The following is a 23,398-nucleotide window of genomic DNA, read 5'->3' as shown; positions in this document are numbered from 1 at the left end:
GGTATTGGGTGATTGAGAAGCGGGGCACAGAACCGTAGGCTTCCATCTTAATCACCGAATCACGTACTTACCTAATCACCGACGACCATGGACTACAAAGACTACTACAAGGTGCTGGGGGTGGAGAAAAACGCCACCAAAGACCAGATTAAGAAGGCGTACCGCAAGCTGGCCCGCCAGTACCACCCCGACGTGAACCCCAACGACGCCGAGGCCGAACGCAAGTTCAAGGAAGCCAATGAGGCCCACGAGGTCCTCAGCGACGATGAAAAGCGCAAGAAGTATGACCAGCTGGGCGCCGACTGGCAGCGCTACCAGCAGGCCGGCGCCGGCCGCGGCGGTCAGGGCGGAGGCGGATTCGACTGGTCGCAGTATGCCGGGCAGAGCGGCTTTGGCGGCGGTGGGTTTGGGGGCTTTGGCGATGAAGGCGGCGACTTCTCCGACTTTTTCAGCTCCATCTTCGGCAACATGGGCGGCGGACGCGCCGGCGGCCCGCGCCCGGCAGCCGGCCACGACTACCGCGCCGATATGGAGCTGACGCTGGAAGAAGCTTACCACGGCGGCCCGCGCACCGTGACGGTGGGCGACAAAAAGCTGCGCCTCACCATTCAGCCGGGCGTGGAAGACGGCCAAACCATTCGGCTGCGCGACCAAGGCGCCCCCGGCCGCAACGGCGGCCCCACCGGCTCGTTGTTCATCACTTTCCGCGTGCTGCCCGATGCCCGCTACGTGCGCACCGGCGCCGACCTGACCATGGACGTGCCCGTGAGTTTGTACCGCGCCGTACTGGGCGGCGAGCAGACGGTGGAAACGCTGTCGGGGCCCGTGAAAATCAAGCTGAAGCCCGAAACACCCAACGGCACCAAGCTGCGGCTGCGCGGCAAAGGCTTCCCGCTTTACCGCCAAGCCGGGCAGTTTGGCGACTTGTACGTGCACCTGCAAGTGCAGCTTCCGCAGCAGCTCACGGCCGAAGAAAAAGCCCTGTTTCAGCAGCTGGCCCAGTTGCGCGGCGAAACCGTGGGCATCCCGTCGTAGTGCTTCCCCCGATACTCTCAGCCATGCCTACCACGCACTTCATCACCCTCACGTTCCGCGACTGTGCCAGCACCTACGGCCTGTCGGAAGACGCCCTGCGCGAACTGGCCGACCTGGGCCTGCTACGGCTGAGCGCCGCCGCCACGCAAGCGCCCGAGCCCCTCATCGAAGACGAAGCCGAGCACCTGGCCCGCCTTGCCCGCCTGCACCACGACCTGGACTTGTCGCCCGAAGGCATAGACCTGGTGCTGACCATGCGCCAGCGCCTGGAGCAGTTGCAGTACGAGCTGACACGCCAACGCGCCCGTGCGGCCCAACTCGAAGCCTGGGTCCGCCGCCACCCTGCCGCCGATGCCGACTGGCAGTAGCATCTGCTCCGCGTTACTACTGAGCCAATAGCCGCTCGGCCACTTGCCGGCCCGTGGCCATGGCCGCATTCAGCGACGGATAGGAGGCCCAGTCGCCGCAACGGTAGAGGCCCTCGGTCAGCTCCAGCGGCAGCTGCACTGGCTGGCCGGCTTCGTACGCCGGCAGCGCGTGCTGAATGTGATAGGTGCCCAGGCGGCGCCAACCGGCCACGCCGTGCCCGAACCACGCCGTCAGCTCCAGTCGCAGACGCTCGGCCAGCGCATCGTCGCTCAGGCCGTAGTCGCCGTGGGTACTAACGGACACCAGCGTTTGGCCGACGGGCGCGTACTCGGGCGCGACATCGGACGGAAAGGCCACGTTGTGGGCCAGGGCGCTGGGGGTGGCGTTGAGGCGCAGGAGCCCGTCGCCGCGGCCGGGCGAGCGGTCGGCGGCAAAATAGGTGCAGGTAGTTTGGCGGGAAGCCTGCGGTTCGGCCGCGGCAAGCTGCGGCACGAGATGCTGGGCGGCCGGGCCGTCGGTGGCCAGCACCACGGCGCGGCCACGCAGGGTACGGCCATCGGCTAGCCGCACCGTGTGGCCGTCGATGGCTGTTACGCGGGCGTGCAGCTCCACGGCGCCGGCGGGCAGGCGAGCGGCCAGCTGCTCGGGAATGGTTTGCATGCCGCGGGCGGGCAGCGCGGCGTCGCCTTCGGCAAACTGCTTGAACACGAACTCGAAGAAGTTGCTGGCCGTGGTCAGCTCCCGGTCGAGGTAGATGCCGCCGAAAAACGGCCGGAAGAACGTGTCAATCATCCGCTCGCTCCAGCCATAGCGCCGCAGGAAAGTCAGCGTGTCGGTGGCTTCGCGACGCAGCAGCTCGTCGCTGCTGTGCTGGCGCACGTGCTGAGCCAGGCTCACAATGCGCAGCTTGTCGGCCATGCTGCCGATGGGGGCGCCCACGGCCCCAAGGGCCCGCAGCGGCTGCCGCAACGGGTTGCGCAGGGTGGTTTCGCGGCCTTCGGGCAGCCGAATGACGGCGCCCGAGGTAAACGCGTTCAGTTGCAGGGCGCCGTAGTCAATCATGCGCTGCACCTCGGGATAGGCCGTGAGCAGCACCTGAAAGCCGCGGTCGAGACGAAAGCCGTCGGGCGTGAGGTCGGTGCGCACGCGGCCGCCCACGGCGTCGGCGGCGTCGAGCACGTGCACGGCGCGGCCGGCGCGGTACAGGTAGCAGGCACAGGTGAGGCCGGCCATGCCGGCCCCGATGATGAGCACGGGCAGTTGCGCGGAGTCAGCGGGAGCGTTCATACTGGGCGCAAACTGCGAAACGGGGCAGAAGGTTAGAAGCGAGGGTGCTCGAAGGCTGAAATCAACTCCGCGCCTACACGAAGCCTACTTGAGAAGCTTATTGAGCGCCCGAGGAAATATAGCCCTGATCCAACGTGCTGGTTTCGATTTGAATGTTCCATTTATCTGGCGCTTCACGCTCCAGCTTCAGAAACAGGCCGCCGGGACGCAACTTGCCTTCCCATACAGCGGGCTTCCACAGGTCTAATCCTTCAAGCCACTGCTTTGCTACGCTGTTGCGCACTCCTTCGCTGCGAATGTTAAACAGCTTGCCGGAGGTAGTAATGTCGGCCCTCACAATCACCTGGGAAACGTTTTGCGGCCACAGTGCCGCTTGTGCTTGCAGCTGTTTATTCAGCAGCTGGCGAAAATCGTCGGCTCCCTTGGGCCAGATTGGGTTGGTAGTGGTGCTTTGTTTGGCACGTAGAGCCAGCATCTGTTCGCAGTTGAGTGCACTCAACACGAAACTTTCGGCGGTCATGTAGCTGCCTTCGGGCTGTAGCGGCAGCAACCGCGACTCGCCTTGGTAGGTAGTCCCCTCCCCTTGAGCATTGGTAGCCAAGGTGCCGTGCATCAGGCGCCCGTACTCAAAGAATTCTGTGGTAAGAAGTCGGGACTCATTCCCTAGATGAGGCCGGGTATGAGCTTCCCATCGGCCGTGGGGGCGCCCATTTACGACTGTACCACCTTGGCTTACGCCACCCGCATCCAGCCATGCACCGTTCCCGTTCGTCAGAATCTGCTGGCCTTTTTCGTCCCAACATTGAAGCAACTCTAGGCCATTGTCGGTGTAGCGCAACACTTGCTTGGGCCTGGCGTCGTCATACCAGTACTTCCACTCACCCGTAGGTTTTCCTTGTATAAAAGCACCTTGCCAAAGCGGCTTGCCCGTTGCAGGGTGTAGCATTTCAAATGCGCCGTGACGTATATTATTGACATAATGGCCGCGTAGAACGACGTGCTGGTTTTCCACCAACCGGTCTTCTATTCGTCCTTCCAGATTGCCTTGTCCGTTAACGCGGCAGGCGCGCACAATGTCGCCGCACGCAACGGGCATCAACTGGTACGAACCGTTGTAAAAGAACTGCACGCTGTCGTTTTGGACAACGCGGTAGCAATCCTTGATAGTAACCGGTGTAGCGGCAGGCTTGCGCTGGGCCTGAGCCGGCTCTTTTATTAACAGCGCTACGCTTAAACAGGATAACAGTATTCCGGTAGTTTTCATGAAGTCACCGATGGTCTTTTTCAATAATAGCAGACAAATATAGAAGCGTTTCTTACCGGCGCCGCTTCACGATCTTGCGCGTTTTCATGGTGTAGAACTCGGCCACGCCGCGGCGCGTGACGGAGATATTCCAGCGGCCGATGAGCTGACCGGGCGCGTAGCCGGTGAGTTTCTGGCCAGGGTAGGCGGTGGCTAGCAGCTGGGCGTCGGCGGGGCCGAGGTCGGTGCCCACTTGGCCGTGGCATTTCAGGCACACCTCGTTGGGCAGCAGCACCAGCGGGTAGCGCAGCACGTATTCGTCGGCAGTGGGGCGCAGCACCTGCACCGAGTCGGCTTCGGTGATGAAGCGGGCGGGCAACAGCTCGCGGCGGGGCGTGGCTTCCAGCTCGTGGGCCAGCGTGACAACTTGCGGCAGCTTTTCGGGCTGGCAGTAGGGGTGGGCGGCTTCTACGCCGCCGGCGCGCAGGCGCTCGGCCAGCTTGGCCCGCCAGGCGCGGTCGGCCGTGCGGGTGAGCGAGTCGCCGGCCCAGTGCGCGGCCTGCAGCAGCTGCGCAGGCAGAATGCGCTTGGGCGACCAGTTTTCGGCTTCGCGGGCTATTTCCTGGGTGTTTTCGAGGTGTTCAACCTGGTCGGGGCGGCAGGCACCGAGGCCAAGTGCAAACGAGAGCAACAGCAGCGGACGCGGCAAACGGGGCATAGGCAGCGGGAGGCAAGGTAGGGCCGGAACCATCCTACGGCCCCGGCGGGTTTTGTACCTTTGCAAAAGTACCGCTCAACTTGCGGACGCCGACGACCAATGCTTGATAAACTAGAGGCCATCAATCAGCGCTTTAACGACGTGAGCCAGCAGCTGCTGGACCAGGACGTGATGAGCGACATGAAACGCTACAAGGCCCTCAATAAGGAATACAAAGACCTCAACAAGATTGTGACCGAGTACCGTGCTTACCAGCAGGTGCTCAGCAACATCGAAAACGCCCGCGAGGTCATTGCCACCGAGAAGGACCAGGAGTTCCGCGAAATGGCCAAGGAAGAGCTCGACTCGCTCTTGCCCGAGCAGGAGCGCCTGGAAGCCGTGATTAAAGACCTGTTGCTGCCCAAGGACCCCAACGACAGCAAGGACATCATCATGGAAATTCGGGCTGGCGCGGGCGGCGACGAAGCGGCCCTGTTTGCCGGCGACCTGCAGCGCATGTACATGCGCTACGCCGAAAAACACAACCTGAAAATGGAGCTTATCGACGCCATGGAAGGCACGGCGGGTGGCTACAAGGAAATTATTCTGGCCCTGCGCGGCGAAGACGTGTACGGCAAGCTCAAGTTCGAGTCGGGCGTGCACCGCGTGCAGCGCGTGCCGGCCACCGAAACGCAGGGCCGCATTCACACCTCCGTGGCCTCGGTGGTGGTAATGCCCGAAGCCGAAGAGCTGGACGTGGAAATCGACATGAACGAGGTGCGCAAGGACCTGTTTATGTCGTCGGGCCCCGGCGGACAGTCGGTAAACACCACCTACTCGGCCGTGCGCCTGACGCACTTGCCCACCGGCATCGTGGCCCAGTGCCAGGACCAAAAGTCGCAGCTCAAGAACTTCGACAAAGCCCTGCAGGTGCTTCGTTCGCGCATCTACGAGATTGAGCTGGCCAAGAAAAACGAGGCCGAAGGCGCCACCCGCAAGAGCATGATTGGCGGCGGCGACCGGTCCGACAAAATCCGCACCTACAACTACCCGCAGGGCCGCGTGACCGACCACCGCATCGGCTACACGGTGTACAACCTGAGTTCGGTGATGGACGGCAACATCGACGACTTCGTGGAGCAACTGCGCTTGGCCGAAAGCGCCGAGCGCCTGAAAGAAGGCACCACGGCGTAAGCGTCAACCACAACCTCATTCTGAACGTCATGCTGAGCCCCGCGAAGCATCTCTACCACGCCGTCGGATAGCACACCACTACCGGGCAAAGCAGGAGGGATACTTCGCGGGGCTCGGCATGACGTTCTTTTTTCACCTCGCGTTTATCCTTGCCCCTGAATGGACTGTTCGCGCTGTATTACGCTGGAAAATAGCCGCGTGCGCCTGCGCCCGCTCGATGCCGCCGACTTCGAGGACCTCAAGCGCGTGGCCTTCGATGCCGACATTTGGCGCTACACGCTTACGCCCGCTCCGCAGGATAACGTGGCGCTGGCAGCGTACCTCAGCCAAACCCTTCAGGACCGCGAGGCTGGCCGGCGCTACCCCTTCGCCATTATCGACCTAGAAACCGGCCGCGTGGTGGGCAGCACCAGCTACGGCTCGTTTGCCCTGCCCGACCGGCGCCTGGAAATCGGCTGGACGTGGCTGGGGCGCGACTTCCAACGCACCGGCCTGAACCGTGCCGCCAAGCACCTGCTGCTCAAATACGCCTTTGGCGAGCTGGGCTGCGAGCGGGTGGAGCTGAAAACCGACGCCCGCAACCACAAGTCGCAGGAAGCCATGCGCCGCATGGGTGCGGTGGAAGAAGGCACTTTGCGCAGCCACTGCATTACGCAGGGCGGCCTGCGCCGCGACACGGTGTATTTCAGCATTCTAAAGCCCGAATGGGACAAGCTGCGCCTGACGGTGTTCCGCGAATTTGACAGCCGTGGCTGAGCTGCCTCCCACCCGACCACCGCGCCGCTGGCAGCGCGAGGTGGCCTCGTTTGGCTTTGCCTTCAACGGTATTTGGGCCGCGCTGCGCACGGAGCCGCACATGCGCTTTCATGCCTGGGCCACGGTGGCGGTGGTGGCGCTCGGCTTGTGGCTGCCCCTCTCGCGCCACGACTGGGCCGTGCTGGCGCTGGCGATTGGGGCGGTATGGACGGCAGAAATGCTGAACACAGCCCTGGAAACGCTCGTCAATCTGGTGTCGCCGGACTACCACCCGCTGGCCGGCCGCGTGAAAGACATTGCCGCGGGCGCCGTGTTGCTGATGGGCATAGCCGCCGCGGCCGTGGGCTTACTCATTCTGGGCCCGCCGCTGTGGGCGGCCGTGCAGCAGTGGTGGTAGGCGCAGCAGTATTACCCAGTCGGAAACGTGATGAACTGCGGCGGCACGGCCTCGGTCAGCCACACGCCGTTGTCGGAGAGAAAAAACGCGTGGCCTTGGCGGGCCATGTCGGCGGCGGCTACGGGTAGCACCACGGGGCGGCCGTGGCGCTGGCCCACGCGGTGCGCCGTGGCCGCGTCGGGCGAAAGGTGCACGTGGTGGCGCTGCTGCCGCACGAGGCCGCTGGCTTGAATGGCGGCCAGGTTGCGCTCGGCGGTGCCGTGGTAGAGCACTTCGGGCGGCGTTTGGGGCGTGTAGCCAAGGTCGACTTCGACGGAATGACCCTGGTTGGCCCGAATGCGCTGGCCGTCGGGGCTAAAGGCGAAACGCTGTTTGTCGCTGTTGGCCACGAGTGCATCCAGCTCGGTTCGGGTGGTGGGGTGGTTGTGCTCGGCGAGGCGCCGAAGCAGCTCGTCCACGTCGGCCCAACCTTGCGCATCGAGCGAGAGGCCAATGGTATCGGGCTGGTGGCGCAGCACCAGCGAGAGGAACTTGCTGAGGTGACGGTGGGGGTCGGAGGTAGCCATAGCCCAGAGGATTGCGTATGTGAAAGGCCGCGTTGCGGGTCCGTCCGGCTTCGGGCGGTCAAGTTGTACATTTGCCGCCTTTCCGACGAAGAACCGATGCCTCGCGTATTCACTTTTGCCCTTGGCGCCCTGTTGCTGGCTGGGTCCTGCGCCCGCCACGTCGACCTGACCACGCCCACCGACACCTCGGAGCCGCGGGCCACGGCCAACCCGTCGACGCCCGCGCCGACCACCGTGCCCACCACCACGCCCGTGCCCGATGGCCCGCAGGTGGCGTTCGATAAGCGCAACCGCCCGCAGTGGCTCGACGACAAAATCAGCCAGCACATGGCCGCAAAAGTGGCCAACCCGCCCATCCGCATCATGAGCTACGAGTACAACGGCCAGACTGTGTACTTCGAATCGGCCCCGTGTTGCGACAATTTCAGCACCCTCTACGATGCCAAGGGCGTAGTTTTGTGCCAGCCCGATGGAGGCATTACCGGCCGCGGCGACGGAAATTGCGCCGATTTTGAGAAGAAACGAACCAACGAACAATTGGTGTGGCAGGACCCACGCCAGAAGTAAAACCGATGCTGCGCTAGCCTGGCAGCTGAGCGACTGAATGTGGGCGAATTGAAGCCCACGTCCGATTCATGCGCCAGCCTTTCCGCTAGCCGCCCATCCAGCCCTTCAACTACCCATGATCAACACGCTCGAAAAGCTGGGCGCCTACACCGTGTGGGCCAATGCCAAACTCCTCGCGCACCTCGACGGCCTGGTGGCTGCCGGTCAGCAGCTGCCCGAACGCACGCTGCGCCTCTTCAGCCACGCCCTCAACGCCCAAGCCATTTGGCTGGCCCGCCTCACCGACACCCAAAGCCCGGTGAAAGTGTGGCAGGAGCATGATTTGGCCGGCCTGCACAAGCTGCACCTGCAAACCTCGCCCTCTTTGCACAACTACACCCAGCAGGCCGACGACCAGGAGTTACACCGGCTCATCAGCTACACCAACTCGCAAAACCAAGCCTATACCAGTCAGGTATCCGACATTCTGACCCACGCCTGCGTGCACGGCAACTACCACCGCGCCCAGGTGGCTACCGACCTGCGCGCCAACGGGCTGGAACCCATCAACACCGATTTTATCACGTACTGCCGCGAGTTGTCGGCCACGGCCGCGAGCGTGCCCAGCCTGTAGCCCGCCCGCGTTTTTGCGCGTTTCAAAACCCTTCGGCCGCGGAAGGGTTTTTTGTGGACTCCTTTCCGCCCGTCATGTCCGAAACCACTGCTTCTGCGTCCGTTATAACCTCTGAGCGTTTGGCCGGGGCCTATACCTACGCCGCCTACCGCCAGCTGATTGATGAGCTGCTGGCGCAAGGCCGCACCACCGGCCCCAACCAATCGGAAGACCTGACGCGCTACGCCCAGCTGAACCTGCAGCGCATGCAGCGGCTCGACAAAACCGTGACGGTGCTGCCCGAGCTGCAAGCCGCGGTGGCGCAGCTTCGGCAGCGCTACGTGTGGCTGGTGCTTACCGAAGGCTGGTGCGGCGACGCGGCCCAGATTGTGCCCGTGCTGCACGCCGTGGCCTCGGCCAGCAACGGCCACCTCACCGACCGTTACCTGCTGCGCGACGACAACCTCGACTTGATGGACCGCTACCTGACCGGCGGTGTCAGCCGCTCGATTCCCAAGCTGGTGGTGCTGCACGCCGACACGCTCACCGAGGCCGCTACCTGGGGCCCGCGCCCGGCGCAAGCCCAGGAGCTGCTGCTGCGCCTAAAAGCCGCGGGTGCTACCCACGAAGAATACGCCGAGCAGGTTCACGGCTGGTACGCCAAAGACAAAACGCGCAGCACCCAGCTGGAACTGCTCGAACTGGTGCAGCGCCTTGCCTAGCTAGCCCAAACAGTTGACATAAAAAAAGCCCGCTGACGAGCACGTCAGCGGGCTTTTTGTTGGCGAAATCGGGGCCTTAGTTCAACGAAACCGGATTAACGGTCGTCACTTGGTTGTTGACGACTACCACGCCACCGACTTCTTTGGTCTGGTAGGCCGGTTGGCCCGTGGGCGCGGCAGTGGTGGGGAAGTATTTGAGGGCGTAGGTCCCCGAAGGCAGGCCGAAGAGCTGGTAAGCGCCCGAGGCATCGGCGCGGGTGCTAAACGTATCGGCCGGCGTGATGGAGCGGCGAATGGCCAGCACCTGCGGCAAGGCCGCGGCGGGCGTCACGGTACCGCGCAGGCCACCGTTGATGTCCTGGGCCACTACCCGAATGACGGGCTTGAGCAGGTACCGCTCTTTTTTGTCGTTGCCCGCTTTCCAGTTGCCGCGCTCCACAATCGAGCGGGCCACGTCGAAATCGAGCAGCAACTGGAAGGTTTCGCGCTGGCGCAGGGTGGCTTTGTCGAGCCGGAGCTTCACGCCCGAGGTCTGGCCGCTGGGTGTTTTCAGGTCGTAGCGCTGGCCGTCGGTGCCAATAACGTAGCTGTCGGGGCCCAGAATCAGGCGGATTTCCTTCAGGTCGCCGGGCGCGAAATCGGTGCTGACGAGCAGGGCCGAGCGGCCGTTCACGTAGTCGAGCACGTTGATGGCCTGGGCGGTGAAGGGCAATGTTTGCCAGCCGTCGGGGTTGCCTTCGTCTTTCAGATGCACCTCAATCTGCCGCACATCGAGCGACACTTGCTGAAAGTCGCCGGGCGCATCCATCAACCGCACTTCCAGTTTGGAGCTGTTGCTGCTGTCGTTGTCGTTGCTGCAGCTACCCAAGCTCAGGACCGCGCCGAGGGCTAGGGCGTAAAGGGGGAATTTCAGATTCATTGTCGGTGGAAGGAAAGTGCGTGAAAGAAAAGTACAAGTACGGTCTGCATTCAGACGTCGCTACTAATACCTTAGGCAATAAATATACCATTCATCTGCCAGGTATTGTAGTTGCTCAAACGCAGGTACCGCTCAAAATGATACAGCCCCAAACAAAAACCGGCCCGCTTGCGCAGGGCAAGCGGGCCGGTTTGGCAGCGGCAGGCAGGCTTAGTTGCCGGCCTTGGCGGTATCGGGCTCGGTAGGCGTAGCGGGCGGCGTGGCGGGGGCAGCGAGCTTTTTGGGCTTGCCAAACAGGTTGCCGAGGCCTTCTTTGGCTTTCTGCTTGAGCTTGGCTTCGGCTTCGAGGCGCTTTTTCTCGATTTCCTGGGCTGCCTTGGCCTGCAGCTCCTGCTGCCGGCGTTCCAGCTCCCGCCGGGCGCTGTCTTGCGCTACCTGGCTTTTGGCGGCCAGCTTCAGCTTGGCGTCGTCCATTTTGCTTTGCACCATGCTCGTCACCAAGTTTTTAGCGACGTCCTTGGCCTGGGCTTTCACGCTGCCGGTGGTCAGGCGAATGTCGGGGTTGGTGAGCGTACCGCCGATTTTCAGGCCGATGGTCACCCGCTCGGTGCCTTTGATGTCTTGCACGCCGGTGAGCTGGGTGAGTTTGGCGTTGAGCTGGTTGCCCACTTTGCCGGTGGGTACGTCCAGCGCCATCACGTATTCCATGCCTCCGCCGATGTTGCTGGAGCCACCCAGGGTGCTCTTGATCTGGCCCACGGTGAAATCGAAGGGTTTCACGATGAAGTTGCCGTTGAGCATTTCGGCGGCCACGTCTTTGTTGTTTACCACGAAGCTTTTCAGCTCCTGCAGCTGCGTGAGGTTACTGATTTTGGCCAGGCCCGGCGAGGCGCCCACGGCGGCGCGCACCACCTCAAACACGCCTTTACCGGTGAGCGTGCTGTACACGGGCATCATGTCCTGGCCCATTTCGCCGCTCACGTTGAAGTTCGTGCCGAAGATGCCCTCGACCTGCGAGGCGAGCGGCAGCAGCTTTTTCACCGAGTTGAAAGAGGCAAAGGCGTTCTGGAAATCCAGGTTCTTGATGTTCAGCCCGAGGTTGAACTTCGGGTGGGCCAGGTCGCGGCTGTTGTAGCTGCCGGTGGTGGCGAAGTTACCGCCGAGGGTGTTAAACGTCAATCCGTTGAGGCTCACGGCCTGGTCTTTCACCGCCAGCGTGCCTTTCAGGTTGTCGAGCTTGAGGTTGTCGTACACCACCTGGCCCACGTTGGCGTTCAGGTTCAGGTCGAAGAACTTCGGAATTTCCAGCACGCCGTCGGCCGCAGTGGGCGTGGCGGGGGCTTTGGCGGCGGTTTTGGCGCCAGCTGACGGCTGGCCGGTGGGGCCTTCCACCATCCACTCGTTCACGTTGAAGCGGCGCGAATTCACGTTCACGGTGCCGCGCAGGCTCTGGCCGGGCGTGAAGAGGTAGCCCATGTAGTTGGAGATGGTGCCCGAGGCAGCAATGTCCGACGTACCGGCAAAGCCCGTCATGTTCTGGAGCACAATCTGGTCGTTGTTGAACGTGGCCGTGGCCTGCGTCACCTTCACGCCCTGCGGCAAGTCGGCGCTTTTGTAGGTCACGTTCTGCGCATTCACGGTTCCCGAGGCCACTACGCTCTGGTAGCGCCCGGCCTCGATGTCGGCCATCTTGCCCTTGGCGGCAATGTTGCCGTTCAGGCGGCCGGTCACCGTCATGCCTTCGAGCGGGAAGATTTTGGTGATTTTGGTCAGGTCGATGATGCCCTTGATGTTGGCGTCGAACACGGGTTTGTTGATGTTCTGGGCGGCCACGCGGCCTTCCAGCGGCTCGCCGTCGAGCAGCATCCGAAACTGCGGAATGTCGATGCGCGTGTCATTCACCTGCCCGGTGGTGTTGGTCACGGTGCCGTTCAAAGTCAGGTTTTCGATGGGGGCCGGAAACTGCTTGCTCTTCACGTAACCGCTCGTCAGGCGCATGGCGGCGCGGGTCACGGGCATCTGCGTCTTCGAGTAGGTGCCTTTGGCCGTGGCGTCCACAAACAGCTGCCCGCGCAGAATCAGATCCTGCACCGGGTACACTTTCATCATTTCGGCCAGGTCCACGTTGGCCTTCACGCGGCCGTCTACCTTCATCGGCTCCAGCCCGTCGATGGCCACGTTGCCGTCGATGGGGTTTTTGCCGAGGTCGAGGTGAAACTGCTTCACGTTTACTTTCACGTTGTTGGTGAAACCCGAGGGGTTGTCCACCACCATGTCCACGTTGATGTTGCGGGCGGCCTGCGGCAGGTCGGGGTAGTGGAACATGCCGTTTTTGATCTGCAGGTTCACGCCGTAGCCCGGCATCTGCACGTCGTTCTGCACGCCCTTGGCATAGCCCGAAAAGGCCACCTTGCCGCTCGTCTCGATGTTCTTGAACTTGTCGGTAAACACGCCCGGCACCAAACTCAGGATGTTCTTGAAGTCGGTTTCGAGGGCCTTGAAGGTGAGGTCGTAGGTAATGTCGGTGGCGTTGGGCAGGCCAATATCACCGTCGAAGCTGAACGGGAAGTCGTTCAGGCGCACCTGGTTGTCTTTGAACGTAAACAGCATCTTGTCCAGGTTCATGCCCATTGTCACGTCGGCCGTCAGCTGCTTTTTGTCGAGGTAGGTGGTACCGTCGTAGCTCATCGTCAGGGCCTGCGCGGTGGTTTGCGAGGTCATGTCGAAGATGTTTTGGGCGAAGTCGCCCGCACCGGAGTGGTTCACGCCGCGCAGCTCCATGGCAAACGGGAGGCTCTGGTCTTCGTAGCTCACGCGGCCGTTGTCAATCTTCCAGCCCTTGATGGTGAGCTTGATGGCACTGGTGTCCTTGCCCTGCTCGGCCAGCGCCGAATCGGGAATGACGATGTCCCAGTTGGCCCGCCCGCTTTTCAGCACGTGGGCATGAATGTCGGGCTGCTCCAGGTTTACCGAGTTGATCTTGATCTGCTCACCGCGCACGACGCTCATCAGATCGAGCCCGATGTCGATGCGCGGCAGATACGCCAGGGTGTCGGTGGCAAACGAGTCCTGCCCGATGACGCGCAGCTGCTCGATGCTCAGCGCCAGATCGGGGAAGGTGCGGAAGAGGCTCACGCCCACGTTTTCGGGGCTGTACTCCACCTTGGCCGACAGCTTTTGGGCCAGCTGCCGGTCGAGGGCGGCCTTGAGCTTGTCTTTGAACAGAATAGGGGTGAGGGCCACGGCTGCCACGAGCACGACGAGGAAAATCAGCAGACCCAGAAAAAATTTTCGCATGGCTAAAGGGGTGAAGGCGAAGCGCAAACGGCCCGGCGGCCGCCCGCGGCGAAGAAGCTCATCAGGATTAACAGGAGCGAAGTTGCAATTTTAGTTCCGCCACCCCGCACCGCACACCAAACCAGAGCCCGGCCGCGTTACAATCGTTGCGTATGCCACCCACCCGTTTTCTGCGCCGCTTCCTGCGCCGCCGGCCTCCGTCGGCAGGCCGGTACCCGCGTGCATTCGGGGCGGCTGTAGTGGTGGGACTGAGTGCGTTGACTGCCGCCAGCACGCAGGCGCAGGATGTGTATTTCTCGCAGCCCTACGCCACGCGGCTGCACCTGAACCCGGCCTTCACCGGCCTCTTCGACGACGCCAGCATCGCGCTGGCCTACCGCAATCAATATCCCACCCTCATCGGCTCGTTGCAAACCAGCCAGCTCGCCGCCGACTACCGCCTGCGCGACCAGCGCAGCGCCGTGGGCCTGCTCGTCAATGCCGACCGCGGCGGGGGGCTGAACCTGACGCGCCTCGAAGCCGGCTTTACCTACGCCTACCACGCCCGCCTTTCGCAGGATTTGTACGTGAGCGGCGGCGCCCATGCCGCCTATGGCTCGCAGCGCATCAGCTACGGCAACCTGCTCTTCGGCGACCAAATCGACGACAACGGCCAACCCACCGGCACTTCCGCCGAGCCCTTGGTATACGACCCGGTGCGCTACCTCACGCTCGGCCTCGGCGGGCTGTTCTACACCCCCAACACCTGGGGCGGCTTGGCCATCCACCACGTCAACCAGCCGCAGGTGGGCGTGGCCTCCGATGCCGTGCTGCCCTTCCGGCTGGCGGTGCACGGCGGCTACAAGCACTATTTCGTGAAAACGACGGTAAAGCGCGAGTACCGCGAGGTCAGTTTGGCGCCCACCGGCAGCTACACTTACCAAGGCGGTTCGCAGCGGCTGGAGTTGGGCGTGTACGGCACCAACTCGCCCCTCACGGCTGGTTTGCTCTGGCGCGGCGCTCTGCCGGGCCCCGGAAATGCCCAACAAACCCTCGTAGCGCTGCTCGGCCTAACATGGAGCGGCTTTCGGTTCGGTTACAGTTACGACGTGAGCCTCAGCCGGTTCAGTCGCGAGACGGGCGGCGCCCACGAAATAACATTGGCCTTAACCAAGTTTGATTTGATTGAAGCAGCGAAGCGGAGGTTGCGCCGCAAAAATTACACTGCACCACCTTGCCCCACCTTTTGAAAATCAGTAATATTGCAACCACTTTGCCCTAGTCAAGCCTTTTTCGCTCAAGGAGTTCCACATAAACAAGTATGAATCTTTCCAAGTACCTGCGTTTAGCCGTCGTTGGCGCCTGCGCCCTGTCGGCTTGCAAAAGCGGTCCGCCGTCGGCCCAGAAGCCCGGTAAGTACTCGTCCACCACGGGCATTGAGTACAACACCGAGGAAGGCATGAAGGTTGCTGACTACCAAGGCATTCCGGAAGGCCCCGGTCTCGTATTTATCGAGGGTGGCCGTACGGTTTTGGGCTCGGGCGAAGAAGACGTGGCCATGACCCACGACAACCTCGAGCGCACCGTAACCGTGGCCTCGTTCTACATGGACGAAGCCGAAGTAGCCAACATTCACTGGCTCGAATACCTCCACTACGTTCGTAAAGACTCCTCTGAGGAGTTCTACCAGTCGGCCCTGCCCGACACCGCCGTGTGGGCCCGCGACCTGTCGTTCAACGACCCGTACGTGGACTACTACCTGCGTTACCCCGGCTTCCGCTACTTCCCGGTAGTGGGTGTGAGCTGGCTGCAGGCCAACGACTACTGCACCTGGCGTACGGCCAAGGTGAACGAAAACCTGGCTGCTGGTGCCGATACCGGTGGCAGCTCGGGCGGTGGCCTGTTCAAGAAAAAGAAGAAAGCTGCTGATGCCGGCGACGGCGCCGAAGGCACGGACGCTGGTGCTGGCGACGGCGAAGGCAAAACCCGCATTGCCATCGAAAACGGCAACACGCTGCCCAACTACCGCCTGCCCACCGAGGCCGAGTGGGAGTACGCTGCGCAAGCCATGATCGGCACGCAGGAAACCGGCAACGAAAACCAGGAGAACAAGCGCGTGTACCCGTGGGACGGCCGCCAGGTGCGTAACCCCTACGGCCAGAAGATGGGCCAGTTCCTGGCCAACTTCAAGCGCGGCCGCGGTGACTACGCCGGTATTGCCGGTAGCCTGAACGACGGCGCCATGATTACGGAGTACATCTACGCCTACCCGCCCAACGACTACGGCCTCTACAACATGGCCGGCAACGTGAACGAGTGGGTGCAGGACGTGTACCGCCCGCTCTCCTACGAAGACATGGAAGACCTGAACCCCTTCCGTCGCAACGGCGTGCTCGACGAAGCCGACAAGTACGACAAGAAGGGTTACCAGTCGCTCATCGACGACCACGTGCGCGTGTACAAAGGCGGCTCGTGGAAAGACGTAGCCTACTGGTTGTCGCCCGGCACGCGCCGCTTCATGGGCGAAGACTCGGCCACGGCTACCATCGGTTTCCGCTGCGCCATGATCAACCCCGGCTCGAACAAGTAAGCCAACGGTTTCCTAGCAAACACAACGGCCCGGACTGCAGAGTCCGGGCCGTTGTCCGTTTCTGGCGGGTTGAGGTTACCGATCGGCACACGCGATGGTGGCAATGCTGACCTTGGCGGCGCCGGCATCAAGCAGCTTGATGGCGCAGGCTTCCAGCGTGGCGCCGGTGGTCAGCACATCGTCGACCACTAGCACGTGCTGGCCCTGCACGGTGTCGGGCTTGCTGACGCCGAACACGTCGGCCACGTTCTCCCACCGCTCGGCGCGTGTCTTGCGCGTTTGCGACACGGTGTAGCTGGTGCGGTGCAGGCCGGTGGCACTCCAGGGCACCTGCAGGCTCTGGGCGAGGCCTTCGGCGAAGGAGTCGGACTGGTTGTAGCCGCGCTTGGCCAGCTTGCGCGGGTGCAGCGGCACGGGCACGATGAGGTCGATGCCGGTGACGAGTTCGGAATCGGCTAGCTCCTGCCCGTACATTAGGCCCAGCGCCGAGCCGACTTCGCGCTGGCCCTGGTACTTAAGCTGGTGCAGCAGGTGCTGCACGCGGCCGCGCCGCAGGAAACGCAGGTAGCTAAGGGCGTAGTGCACCGGCACGCGCCCCCAGAAACGGCGCAGCAGCGGGTTGTCGGTGGGGGAGAGGCGGTGGTAGTCGGTATAGGGCAGTTGAGTGCGGCAGCCAGTGCAAATGTGCGTTTCACCGCGCGCCAAAGGCTGCTGGCAGGCCAGGCAGGTGTGGGGAAAAATCAGCGAAACAAAATCGGATAGCGCAGTTTGCAGCATAAACCGGTGAGAAGGATAGAGTACCTAAACGGGCGCGGCCGGGGCGGTTCTGGTAGCAACCCAAACCCAGGCGGCGGTAATTGCTGCTTAATGTAAACCTTTGCGCCAGAAAAGCCATTATCTGGCCGGGCCTGCGGGCCGAATACGTTCTACTTACCACTCCCCATGAGCCTCGTCACCGAATTCAACGATTACCGCTCGCGCATGAACGAAAAGATCATGGCGGCGGATAACAAAGTCATCAAGCGCTTCTTCAACCTCGACACGAACACCTACCAGGCCGGCGCGCTGGACGTGAAAACCAAGGAAATTGTGGGCCTGGCCTGCTCCATGGTGCTGCGCTGCGACGACTGCATCAAGTACCACCTGGGCAAGTGCTACGAGGAAGGCCTCACCGACGCGGAGGTATACGAGGTGTTTGCCATTGCCAACCTCATCGGCGGCAGCATCGTCATTCCGCACTTCCGCCGGGCCGTGGAGTACTGGGAAGCCCTGAAGGAAGAATCGGCCCAGCCGGCGCCGGCCCACGCCGAGCACACTGCTTAAGCCATGCTGAACCCGCAGGAAACCGAGGCACAGTTTGAACACCGCTGGTGGGAGCTGATGACGCAGATGCGCGAGCGGTTCGGCAAGAAGCCCGATCTGAACGCGCTGCTGCTGCTCATTGGCGTGCAGGAGTTGGGCCAGGGCGCCGGGCCGTTTTCGAAAGAGCAGAAGCAGGACCTGATGCACATTGCCACCTGCAAGCTCTTCAGCCTCTCGGGGCACTACGAGTTGGAGCGCGTGGACGAGGACGGCTGGCCGCACTACCGCCTGCTGAATCCCGTGCCGTTTGCCAGCCTCAAGGAGCAGGAGCGCATGCTGAAATGGCACATTCTGGAGTACTTCGCCCAGCACGAGGATTTAAATAGCTAAAAGGCTGAATGGCTAGATGGTTGGTCGCTCTTGGTGCCTGATCAGCCATTTAGCCATTCGGCCATTGAACAATTCAACACGTTGAAAATCATCAGTTACAACGTCAACGGGCTGCGCTCGGCTATGGGCAAGGGTCTGCTCGATTGGGTACGCGAAGCCAACCCCGACGTGCTCTGCCTGCAGGAAATCAAGGCCGGGCGCGACGCGCTGGACGTAGCGGGTTTTGAGGCCCTGGGTTACCACGCCTATCTGTACCCGGCCCAGAAACCGGGCTACAGCGGCGTGGCCACCTTCAGCAAGCAGCCGCCGAAGAGCGTGACCCTTGGCTGCGGGCACGAGGCCTATGACTTCGAGGGTCGCACCCTGCGCCTCGATTTCGACGGCTTTGCGGTGCTGAACGTGTACATGCCCTCGGGCACGAGCAGCCCCGAGCGGCAACAGTTCAAGCTGGAATGGCTGGCGTGGTTTTCCACCTACGTGAAGTCCCTGCGCGACTCGGTGCCGCCGCTCGTTATTGCCGGCGACTTCAACTGCTGCCCCACGCCCCTCGACCTGCACAATCCCAAAGCCAACCAGAACACGCCCGGCTACACGCCCGAAGAGCGCGCCTGGTTTGCCCAGCTGCTCGCCGACGGCTTTACCGATTCCTTCCGCCACCACCGCGGCGACGAGCCCCACCACTATTCCTGGTGGAGCTACCGCGCCGGCAGCCGCTCCCGCAACGTGGGCTGGCGCCTCGATTACCTGCTGGCCGACAACCGCCTGCAACCTCGCCTCGCGGCGGCCGGTCTGTTACCCGATGCGGTGCACTCCGACCACTGCCCGGCCTACGTGGAGCTGGCTTAATCGGCGCGGCACGGCGGATCCGGCAATTTTTTCGGGCGCGGCGCGGTTACTAGCTCAAGGGCTAGGCTGGTGTCCAGCGGGGCGGCCGGTTTCGCCGTATCTTTCCTGTTCCTGATTTCTCTTTCGACGAACCCAGTTCGCCATGCCGGCAACGCCCGTTCTCCCTACTACCTCCGCTGCCGCGCCCGCGGGCTGGCAGGCCGTGCGTCAGCACCTGGAAGGCTTCAAGCGCAAGTTCTACCTCAGTCTGCTGGTGCGCGGGGCCCTCGTGGCCGGCGGCCTGCTGCTGACGCTGTTTGTCGTTTTCAATCTGCTGGAGTACTTCCTGTACCTGCCTACCTGGGTGCGCGGCGGGCTGCTGTTTGGCTTTCTGGGCCTCACGGTGTGGGCGTTTGTGCACTGGATCTGGCAGCCGCTGGCGGCCCTCACCAACCTGCGCCGCCTGCTCTCCGACGAGCAAGCCGCCCAGCGCGTGGGCCAGCTGTTTCCAGAAGTGCAGGACAAGCTCCTAAACGCGCTGCAGCTGCAAGGCCAGGCCCGCGACAACGCCCTGATTGCGGCCAGCCTGGAGCAGCGCGCCGGCCAGCTCTCGGGCCTGGAGTTTGCCGAGCGCATCCGCATTAAGGAAGAAACCCGGCCGCTGTGGAAGTACGCCGCCGTGCCGGCCGGCGTGGCCGCCGTGCTGCTGCTGGTGTGGCCCGCGCTGTTTGTGCAGGGCACCGAGCGCATTTTTCACTACAGCCGTGCCTACAAGCGCCCCATGCCGTTCCGGTTTGTGGTGGAAAACAAGCAACTGAAAACCTTCAAAAACGAAGATTTCAAGCTGGAAGTGCGCATCGAAGGCGACGCTATGCCCGATGCCGTGAACTTGCTCATCGACGGCCACGAGCGGCGCCTGACCAAGGTGGCGCCCGGCCGCTTTGCCTACACGTTTCAGCAGCCCCAGCGCAACGTGGCGTTTCAGCTGGGTGCCGCCGGCTTCACCTCCGACGACTACGAGCTGCGCGTGCTGGAGCGCCCCAACCTGCGCGACTTTGCCGTGCGCGCCGAATACCCGGCCTACTTGCGCCGCGCCACCGAAACCCTGCCCAACGACGGCAACCTGACCGTGCCCGAGGGCACCCGCCTCACGTGGCAGTTCAATACTGCCGCCACCGACGCGGTGCAGCTGCAGTTCCTCGACCCCGCCGAAACCGTAGCTGCCACCGCGGCCGACGACGAGCAATTCACGCTCACGCGCCCGGCCCTGCGCAGCCAGACCTACCGGGTGCAGCTGCGCAACGCCGCCACCGGCCCGAACCGCGACCCAATCGAATACCAGCTGACCGTAGTGCCCGACCAAGCGCCGAGCATCACCGTGGAAGCCTTTGCCGACACTGCCACGCAGCGCTACCTGGCCCTGGCCGGCACGCTGCAAGACGACTACGGCCTGACGCGCCTGGCGCTGCACTACCGCACCGGCACTGCCCGGCAGCCCGGCACGTGGCGCACGGCCCCGCTGCGCCTCACGGGCAGTGGCCCGAACCAGACCTACACGCACCAGTGGGATTTAGCGCCGCTGCACCTGCAGCCCGGCCAGCAGCTGGAATACGCCGTGGAGGTATGGGACAACGATGGCCTGCACGGCGCCAAGAGTACCCGCACCCGGCCTCTGATGTACCGCCTGCCGAGCCGCGCCGAGCTGCGCGAGCAGCTCAATGCCACCTCCAACTCGATGCAGAGCCAGCTGAGCAGCGCCCAAAAGCAATCGGAGAAGATGCAGCGGGAGCTGGCCAAGGCCCAGGACAAGCTCAAGACCAAGCGCGAGCTGAGCTTTTCGGACCGCAAAGAGCTGAAGGATTTGCTTGATCAGAAGCTGCAGATGGACGCCCAGCTGCAGGACATGAAGCAGATGTTTGAACAGCTTCAGCAGAAGCAAAACCAGCTCGACCCACGCAGCGAGCAGTTGGCCGAAAAGGCCCAGGAGCTGCAAAAGCTGATGGACTCCTTGCTCGACGAGAAAACCAAGAAGCTCTACGAGGAGCTGCAAAAGATGCTGGAGCAGCAGAAGGCGCCCAACATGGACATGCAGAAGCTCCTCGACCAGCTCGAAAACAAGGAGCAGACGCTGCAGAAAGAGTTGGAGCGCGCCCTCGACATGTTCAAGCAATTGCAGCTGGAGCAGAAGATGGAAAGCGCCACCGAGCAGCTTGAAAAGCTGGCTGAGCAGGAGCAGAAGCTGGCCGAGAAAACCGAAAAAGCCGCCGACAAGCCCAACGACCAGCGCAAGCAGGAAAACGAACAGCTCAAACAGCAGCAGCAGGAAGCCCAAAAGGCTTTCGAGGAAGTGAAAAAGGAACTGAAGGAAGCCCAGAAGCTCGACCAGGACCTCGACCACCAGAACAACCTCGACCCCATGCAGCAGGAGCAGCAGCAGGTAGACCAGCAGATGCAGGACAGCCAAGAGCAGCTCTCCAAAAACCAGAATCAAAAGGCCAGCCAGAACCAGAAGGACGCGGCCAAAAACATGAAGGAAATGGCGCAGAAGATGCGCCAGCAGATGGAGGAGGGCGAATCGGACCAGCAGCAGCAGAACATCGACGACCTGCGCGACATCCTCGAAAACCTGCTCAAGCTGAGCTTCGACCAGGAAAGCCTGATGAAGGATTTTCGGCAGGTCGATCAGTCGGACCCGCGCTTTGTGCAGCTGAGCCAGACCCAGCGCAAGCTCCGCGACGACGCCGTAGTTATTCAGGACTCGCTCTATGCCCTGGCCAAGAAGGTTTTTCAACTTCAGAGCTTCGTGACGCGCGAGGTGGGCGAGATGAACGGCCAGATGGACCAGGCCATGGAGCAGCTGCGCCAGCGCAACGTGGGCCGCGCCACCGGCAACCAGCAACTGGCCATGACGAGCATGAACAACCTGGCCCTGATGCTCAACGATGCCCTCAAGCAGATGCAGGAGCAAATGCGCCAGGGTCAGCAGGCCAAGAGCAGCGGCAGCGGCAAGCCCGGCAAGAAGAAGAAAGGTCAGAACCCCGGCTCCAGCCCCGGCCAGATGGGCAAGCTGCAGGAGCAGCTCAACCAGCAGATTCAGCAGCTTCAGCAAAGCGGCAAATCGGGCCGGCAACTCTCGGAGGAGCTAGCCAAAATGGCGGCGCAGCAGCAGATGCTGCGCCAGGCCCTGCAGGAGCTGGAAAAAATGCAACAGGCCGGCAAAGAAGGCAAGAACGGGAAGAAGGACGGCAAGGGCGACCAAGGCATGGGCGGCCTCGGCGACCTGAAAAAAATGATGGAACAAACGGAAACGGACCTCGTAAACAAACGCTTGACGGAGCAAACCGTTATGCGCCAGCGTCAGATCCTGAGCCGCCTTCTCGAAGCCGAAAAATCGGCCCGGGAGCGGGACCTCGACAACAAGCGCGAAGCCGAAACGGCCCGCACGGTGCCGCCGGGGTTTCCGCCCGCGTTCGAGAAATACAAGCAGGAGCGGCAGCGCCAAACGGAGCTTCTTCGCACGGTTCCCCCGGCCCTCACTCCGTATTATCAGCGGGAGGTGAGCGAGTATTTTCAGAAAATGAAATAACGCTGCCTACTTTTACGCCCCGCCGCCTTTTTCCACTCCATGAAGCAGGTCAGAATCCAGATTCCTTCCCTCGTCGAAAACATCCGCGTGGTCGAGAGTTTCATCGATAATTCGAAGGAAACTTTCCATATCGAAGACGACATCTACGGCAACATCATGGTGGCCGTCACGGAGGCCGTGAACAACGCCATCCGCCACGGCAACAAGTTCGACAAGGACAAAAACGTGCAGCTCGCGCTGACCGTGGACGACAACCGCGTCACTTTCGAGGTAGAAGACCAGGGTCCTGGGTTCGACTTCACGAACCTTCTCGACCCCACGGCGCCTGAAAACCTGGAAAACCCCGGTGGCCGCGGCATCTTCCTCATCCGCCACCTGGCCGACGAAGTGGAGTTTACCAACGACGGCCGCAAGGTGGAGCTGACGTTCTTCCTGCCGCCCGCTAGCTCCAACGGCAGCGGCGTCAACGGCCACGCCGTCGCCTCCTAATCCTTTAGCTCAGCCCGCCCCTTGACTTCTGCCGACGACGCCCAGCTGCCGCCTCGCTCCTTCGACGAGGACGATGCTTACGACCCCATGCACGACGCACCGGGCATCGAGTTTGTGGTCGAGGACGTGGATTTTGAGCTGTCCGACGCCACCGCACTGACGGAGTGGATTGAGCGCGTGGCCCAGGTGCACGAGCACAAAATCGTGCAGCTGACCTACATCTTCTGCTCCGACGAGTTCCTCCACAAGGTCAACGTAGAGTACCTCGACCACGACACCTACACCGACGTCATCACCTTCGACAACGCCGACGACGCCGACATCATCGAGGGCGACGTGTTCATTTCCATCGACCGCATCAGGGAAAACGCCGAGACGCACCACGTCTCGTTCCGCGACGAGCTGCACCGCGTGATGATTCACGGCGTGCTGCACCTGCTGGGCTACAAGGACAAAGACCTGCTGAGCCAGACGGCCATGCGCAAGAAAGAGGACGATTGCCTCTCGTTGCGCACTTTTTAAAGCCTGCTAGCTTTTGTTATTTGTAAACGCCCGCCCAACTGCGGGCGTTTGCTTTATCGGTGCTTTCATCAGTT

23 protein-coding genes are annotated in these 23,398 nt (G+C 62.3%); 16 read left to right on the top strand and 7 right to left on the bottom strand.

Features of this window, described 5'->3' with window-relative positions:
• Positions 1-87 precede the first annotated feature (87 nt).
• Both F0P96_RS08325 and F0P96_RS08320 read left to right on the top strand, forming a co-directional pair.
• Positions 88-1,035 (top strand): DnaJ C-terminal domain-containing protein, encoded by a 948-nt coding sequence (locus tag F0P96_RS08325; protein ID WP_151078403.1) that lies wholly within the window; start codon positions 88-90, stop codon positions 1,033-1,035.
• 23 nt (positions 1,036-1,058) lie between these two features.
• Positions 1,059-1,403 carry a chaperone modulator CbpM gene (locus F0P96_RS08320; RefSeq protein WP_151078402.1) on the top strand — a complete coding sequence of 115 codons (345 nt, stop codon included), beginning with the start codon at positions 1,059-1,061 and terminating at the stop codon, positions 1,401-1,403.
• Between the two features lie 16 nt (positions 1,404-1,419).
• On the opposite strand, the gene F0P96_RS08315 is transcribed toward F0P96_RS08320, so the two are convergent.
• The 3 genes from F0P96_RS08315 to F0P96_RS08305 form a co-directional block, all read right to left on the bottom strand.
• Positions 1,420-2,691, bottom strand: coding sequence for a protoporphyrinogen/coproporphyrinogen oxidase (locus F0P96_RS08315; RefSeq protein ID WP_151078401.1), 1,272 nt, complete (start codon positions 2,689-2,691; stop codon positions 1,420-1,422).
• A gap of 97 nt (positions 2,692-2,788) precedes the next feature.
• A complete protein-coding gene (locus tag F0P96_RS08310) occupies positions 2,789-3,979 on the bottom strand; it encodes a toxin-antitoxin system YwqK family antitoxin (protein ID WP_151078400.1) in 1,191 nt (396 codons plus the stop codon).
• A gap of 28 nt (positions 3,980-4,007) precedes the next feature.
• Positions 4,008-4,652, bottom strand: a complete 645-nt coding sequence (locus F0P96_RS08305) for a DUF3365 domain-containing protein (protein WP_151078399.1) — start codon at positions 4,650-4,652, stop codon at positions 4,008-4,010.
• Positions 4,653-4,751: 99 nt separating this feature from the next.
• Between F0P96_RS08305 and prfA the strand changes: the two genes are divergently transcribed.
• The 3 genes from prfA to F0P96_RS08290 all read left to right on the top strand — a co-directional run bounded on the left by prfA (position 4,752) and on the right by F0P96_RS08290 (position 6,978).
• On the top strand, positions 4,752-5,825 hold the full coding sequence (gene prfA / locus F0P96_RS08300) for a peptide chain release factor 1 (protein WP_151078398.1): 1,074 nt from the start codon (positions 4,752-4,754) through the stop codon (positions 5,823-5,825).
• A gap of 159 nt (positions 5,826-5,984) precedes the next feature.
• Positions 5,985-6,581, top strand: coding sequence for a GNAT family N-acetyltransferase (locus F0P96_RS08295; protein WP_151078397.1), 597 nt, complete (start codon positions 5,985-5,987; stop codon positions 6,579-6,581).
• Positions 6,574-6,978, top strand: coding sequence for a diacylglycerol kinase family protein (locus tag F0P96_RS08290; protein WP_235917433.1), 405 nt, complete (start codon positions 6,574-6,576; stop codon positions 6,976-6,978). The genes F0P96_RS08295 and F0P96_RS08290 overlap by 8 nt, the downstream gene beginning before the upstream one ends.
• Before the next feature lie 11 nt (positions 6,979-6,989).
• On the opposite strand, the gene F0P96_RS08285 is transcribed toward F0P96_RS08290, so the two are convergent.
• A complete protein-coding gene (locus F0P96_RS08285) occupies positions 6,990-7,544 on the bottom strand; it encodes an RNA 2'-phosphotransferase (protein ID WP_151078396.1) in 555 nt (184 codons plus the stop codon).
• A gap of 96 nt (positions 7,545-7,640) precedes the next feature.
• On the opposite strand from F0P96_RS08285, the gene F0P96_RS21190 reads away from it, so the two are divergent.
• The 3 genes from F0P96_RS21190 to F0P96_RS08270 all read left to right on the top strand — a co-directional run bounded on the left by F0P96_RS21190 (position 7,641) and on the right by F0P96_RS08270 (position 9,425).
• Positions 7,641-8,111 (top strand): DUF6970 domain-containing protein, encoded by a 471-nt coding sequence (locus tag F0P96_RS21190; RefSeq protein ID WP_235917432.1) that lies wholly within the window; start codon positions 7,641-7,643, stop codon positions 8,109-8,111.
• Between the two features lie 115 nt (positions 8,112-8,226).
• On the top strand, positions 8,227-8,724 hold the full coding sequence (locus F0P96_RS08275) for a DinB family protein (protein WP_151078395.1): 498 nt from the start codon (positions 8,227-8,229) through the stop codon (positions 8,722-8,724).
• 74 nt (positions 8,725-8,798) lie between these two features.
• Entirely contained in the window at positions 8,799-9,425 is a 627-nt protein-coding gene (locus tag F0P96_RS08270; RefSeq protein ID WP_151078394.1) for a thioredoxin family protein, read from the top strand.
• 76 nt (positions 9,426-9,501) lie between these two features.
• On the opposite strand, the gene F0P96_RS08265 is transcribed toward F0P96_RS08270, so the two are convergent.
• Positions 9,502-10,344 carry a DUF4382 domain-containing protein gene (locus tag F0P96_RS08265; RefSeq protein WP_151078393.1) on the bottom strand — a complete coding sequence of 281 codons (843 nt, stop codon included), beginning with the start codon at positions 10,342-10,344 and terminating at the stop codon, positions 9,502-9,504.
• Between the two features lie 210 nt (positions 10,345-10,554).
• Entirely contained in the window at positions 10,555-13,641 is a 3,087-nt protein-coding gene (locus F0P96_RS08260; protein WP_151078392.1) for an AsmA family protein, read from the bottom strand.
• A 152-nt stretch (positions 13,642-13,793) separates the two neighbouring features.
• Between F0P96_RS08260 and F0P96_RS08255 the strand changes: the two genes are divergently transcribed.
• Together F0P96_RS08255 and F0P96_RS08250 are read left to right on the top strand one after the other, a co-directional pair.
• Positions 13,794-14,870, top strand: coding sequence for a PorP/SprF family type IX secretion system membrane protein (locus tag F0P96_RS08255; protein WP_151078391.1), 1,077 nt, complete (start codon positions 13,794-13,796; stop codon positions 14,868-14,870).
• 71 nt (positions 14,871-14,941) lie between these two features.
• Positions 14,942-16,210, top strand: a complete 1,269-nt coding sequence (locus F0P96_RS08250) for an SUMF1/EgtB/PvdO family nonheme iron enzyme (RefSeq protein WP_151078390.1) — start codon at positions 14,942-14,944, stop codon at positions 16,208-16,210.
• A 75-nt stretch (positions 16,211-16,285) separates the two neighbouring features.
• Here the strand turns inward: F0P96_RS08250 and F0P96_RS08245 are convergent, their stop codons facing one another.
• Positions 16,286-16,987 carry a ComF family protein gene (locus F0P96_RS08245; RefSeq protein WP_151078389.1) on the bottom strand — a complete coding sequence of 234 codons (702 nt, stop codon included), beginning with the start codon at positions 16,985-16,987 and terminating at the stop codon, positions 16,286-16,288.
• A 165-nt stretch (positions 16,988-17,152) separates the two neighbouring features.
• On the opposite strand from F0P96_RS08245, the gene F0P96_RS08240 reads away from it, so the two are divergent.
• The 6 genes from F0P96_RS08240 to ybeY all read left to right on the top strand — a co-directional run bounded on the left by F0P96_RS08240 (position 17,153) and on the right by ybeY (position 23,324).
• Positions 17,153-17,533 carry a carboxymuconolactone decarboxylase family protein gene (locus F0P96_RS08240; RefSeq protein ID WP_151078388.1) on the top strand — a complete coding sequence of 127 codons (381 nt, stop codon included), beginning with the start codon at positions 17,153-17,155 and terminating at the stop codon, positions 17,531-17,533.
• A 3-nt stretch (positions 17,534-17,536) separates the two neighbouring features.
• Positions 17,537-17,902 carry a hypothetical protein gene (locus F0P96_RS08235; protein WP_151078387.1) on the top strand — a complete coding sequence of 122 codons (366 nt, stop codon included), beginning with the start codon at positions 17,537-17,539 and terminating at the stop codon, positions 17,900-17,902.
• 81 nt (positions 17,903-17,983) lie between these two features.
• Positions 17,984-18,748, top strand: a complete 765-nt coding sequence (locus F0P96_RS08230) for an exodeoxyribonuclease III (protein WP_151078386.1) — start codon at positions 17,984-17,986, stop codon at positions 18,746-18,748.
• A gap of 142 nt (positions 18,749-18,890) precedes the next feature.
• On the top strand, positions 18,891-22,313 hold the full coding sequence (locus tag F0P96_RS08225; protein WP_151078385.1) for a DUF4175 family protein: 3,423 nt from the start codon (positions 18,891-18,893) through the stop codon (positions 22,311-22,313).
• Positions 22,314-22,352: 39 nt separating this feature from the next.
• Positions 22,353-22,802 carry an ATP-binding protein gene (locus tag F0P96_RS08220; RefSeq protein ID WP_151078384.1) on the top strand — a complete coding sequence of 150 codons (450 nt, stop codon included), beginning with the start codon at positions 22,353-22,355 and terminating at the stop codon, positions 22,800-22,802.
• A 21-nt stretch (positions 22,803-22,823) separates the two neighbouring features.
• Positions 22,824-23,324: an rRNA maturation RNase YbeY gene (gene ybeY / locus F0P96_RS08215; RefSeq protein ID WP_338074387.1), complete on the top strand. Its 501-nt coding sequence runs from the start codon at positions 22,824-22,826 to the stop codon at positions 23,322-23,324.
• Positions 23,325-23,398 lie beyond the last annotated feature (74 nt).

This window comes from Hymenobacter busanensis, assembly GCF_008727865.1.
Lineage (GTDB): Bacteria > Bacteroidota > Bacteroidia > Cytophagales > Hymenobacteraceae > Solirubrum > Solirubrum busanense.
The sequence above is the reverse complement of the archived record's forward strand: the minus strand, read 5'-3'. Positions and strand labels throughout refer to the sequence as shown.

What these genes read in the sequence shown, in the direction of transcription:
- F0P96_RS21190 (WP_235917432.1), top strand. Translation starts at nt 7,641, where the DNA reads ATGCCTCGCGTATTCACTTTTGCCCTTGGCGCCCTGTTGCTGGCTGGG.
- F0P96_RS08295 (WP_151078397.1), top strand. Translation starts at nt 5,985, where the DNA reads ATGGACTGTTCGCGCTGTATTACGCTGGAAAATAGCCGCGTGCGCCTG.
- F0P96_RS08245 (WP_151078389.1), bottom strand. Translation starts at nt 16,987, where the DNA reads ATGCTGCAAACTGCGCTATCCGATTTTGTTTCGCTGATTTTTCCCCAC.
- F0P96_RS08305 (WP_151078399.1), bottom strand. Translation starts at nt 4,652, where the DNA reads ATGCCCCGTTTGCCGCGTCCGCTGCTGTTGCTCTCGTTTGCACTTGGC.
- prfA (WP_151078398.1), top strand. Translation starts at nt 4,752, where the DNA reads ATGCTTGATAAACTAGAGGCCATCAATCAGCGCTTTAACGACGTGAGC.
- F0P96_RS08325 (WP_151078403.1), top strand. Translation starts at nt 88, where the DNA reads ATGGACTACAAAGACTACTACAAGGTGCTGGGGGTGGAGAAAAACGCC.
- F0P96_RS08285 (WP_151078396.1), bottom strand. Translation starts at nt 7,544, where the DNA reads ATGGCTACCTCCGACCCCCACCGTCACCTCAGCAAGTTCCTCTCGCTG.
- F0P96_RS08220 (WP_151078384.1), top strand. Translation starts at nt 22,353, where the DNA reads ATGAAGCAGGTCAGAATCCAGATTCCTTCCCTCGTCGAAAACATCCGC.
- F0P96_RS08225 (WP_151078385.1), top strand. Translation starts at nt 18,891, where the DNA reads ATGCCGGCAACGCCCGTTCTCCCTACTACCTCCGCTGCCGCGCCCGCG.
- F0P96_RS08240 (WP_151078388.1), top strand. Translation starts at nt 17,153, where the DNA reads ATGAGCCTCGTCACCGAATTCAACGATTACCGCTCGCGCATGAACGAA.
- F0P96_RS08320 (WP_151078402.1), top strand. Translation starts at nt 1,059, where the DNA reads ATGCCTACCACGCACTTCATCACCCTCACGTTCCGCGACTGTGCCAGC.
- F0P96_RS08315 (WP_151078401.1), bottom strand. Translation starts at nt 2,691, where the DNA reads ATGAACGCTCCCGCTGACTCCGCGCAACTGCCCGTGCTCATCATCGGG.
- F0P96_RS08275 (WP_151078395.1), top strand. Translation starts at nt 8,227, where the DNA reads ATGATCAACACGCTCGAAAAGCTGGGCGCCTACACCGTGTGGGCCAAT.
- F0P96_RS08265 (WP_151078393.1), bottom strand. Translation starts at nt 10,344, where the DNA reads ATGAATCTGAAATTCCCCCTTTACGCCCTAGCCCTCGGCGCGGTCCTG.
- F0P96_RS08260 (WP_151078392.1), bottom strand. Translation starts at nt 13,641, where the DNA reads ATGCGAAAATTTTTTCTGGGTCTGCTGATTTTCCTCGTCGTGCTCGTG.
- F0P96_RS08250 (WP_151078390.1), top strand. Translation starts at nt 14,942, where the DNA reads ATGAATCTTTCCAAGTACCTGCGTTTAGCCGTCGTTGGCGCCTGCGCC.
- F0P96_RS08270 (WP_151078394.1), top strand. Translation starts at nt 8,799, where the DNA reads ATGTCCGAAACCACTGCTTCTGCGTCCGTTATAACCTCTGAGCGTTTG.
- F0P96_RS08235 (WP_151078387.1), top strand. Translation starts at nt 17,537, where the DNA reads ATGCTGAACCCGCAGGAAACCGAGGCACAGTTTGAACACCGCTGGTGG.
- F0P96_RS08255 (WP_151078391.1), top strand. Translation starts at nt 13,794, where the DNA reads ATGCCACCCACCCGTTTTCTGCGCCGCTTCCTGCGCCGCCGGCCTCCG.